Annotated in this window: 2 protein-coding genes; both read left to right on the forward strand. The window is 61.7% G+C overall.

Annotation, left to right across the window (positions count from 1 at the left end):
- A partial coding sequence (locus tag P0D80_RS50295) for an amidohydrolase family protein (protein ID WP_408296251.1) occupies positions 1 to 810 on the forward strand: 810 nt, incomplete at its 5' end.
- Between the two features lie 2 nt (positions 811 to 812).
- On the forward strand, positions 813 to 1,184 hold a 372-nt coding region (locus P0D80_RS50300; RefSeq protein ID WP_408296254.1), incomplete at its 3' end, for a 4-carboxy-4-hydroxy-2-oxoadipate aldolase/oxaloacetate decarboxylase.

Below are 1,184 nucleotides of genomic sequence, written 5' to 3' on the forward strand. Positions count from 1 at the left end.
AGTTTCATGGCGCATCACATCGGCGATTTTCAGGTTTCCAGTACGTGGGCGGCGATCTGCAACGAGTTGTGCTTCCGTGTGAGCCAGCTGTTCCCCGACCATTTCATCCCGGCCGCGATGCTTCCGCAGAGTCCGGGCGTCGATGCCGCCACCTGCATTCCCGAACTCGTCAAATGCGTCGAGCAGTACGGCAACGTGGCGATCAATCTCAACCCGGATCCGTCGGGCGGTCACTGGACCAGCCCGCCGCTGTCCGATCGCTACTGGTACCCGATCTACGAGAAGATGGTCGAGTACGACATCCCCGCGATGGTCCACGTGAGCACGAGCTGCAATGCGTGCTTCCACACGACCGGCGCGCATTACCTGAACGCCGATACCACCGCGTTCATGCAGTGTCTCACGTCGGACCTGTTCCGCGATTTCCCCTCACTGCGTTTCGTGATTCCGCACGGCGGCGGCGCGGTGCCCTATCACTGGGGACGCTTTCGCGGACTCGCGCAAGAACTGAAGAAGCCCTTGCTGAAAGATCATCTGCTCAACAACGTGTTCTTCGACACCTGCGTCTATCACCAGCCGGGCATCGATCTGCTCACGCGCGTGATTCCGGTGGACAACATCCTGTTTGCAAGCGAGATGATCGGCGCCGTGCGCGGTATCGATCCGGAGACGGGTAACTATTTCGACGACACGAAACGCTACATCGAGGCCGCGCATATCGATGCGGACGAGCGCTACAGGATTTACGAAGGTAACGCACGCCGCGTCTATCCGCGCCTCGATGCGGCATTGAAGACGAAGGGACATTGATCATGTATGAACTAGGTGTGGTGTATCGCAACATCCAGCGGGCAGATGGCGACGTCGCCGCGAAGCTCGGTGCGCTCGGAACCGCCACCGTGCACGAGGCAATGGGTCGTGTCGGTCTGCTGAAGCCTTATATGCGTCCGATCTATGCCGGCGCGCGCGCCCACGGCACGGCCGTCACGGTGCTGCTGCAGCCGGGCGACAACTGGATGCTGCACGTCGCGGCGGAACAGATCCAGCCGGGCGATATCGTCATCGCCGGAGTCACGGCGGACTGCACGGACGGCTATTTCGGCGACCTGCTGGCGACGAGCTTCAAGGCGCGCGGCGCGCAGGGTCTCATCATCGACGCCGGTGTACGCGACGTGAGCGTGCTG

The sequence above is a fragment of the Paraburkholderia sp. RL17-373-BIF-A genome (genome assembly GCF_046030175.1).
Taxonomy (GTDB): Bacteria; Pseudomonadota; Gammaproteobacteria; order Burkholderiales; family Burkholderiaceae; genus Paraburkholderia.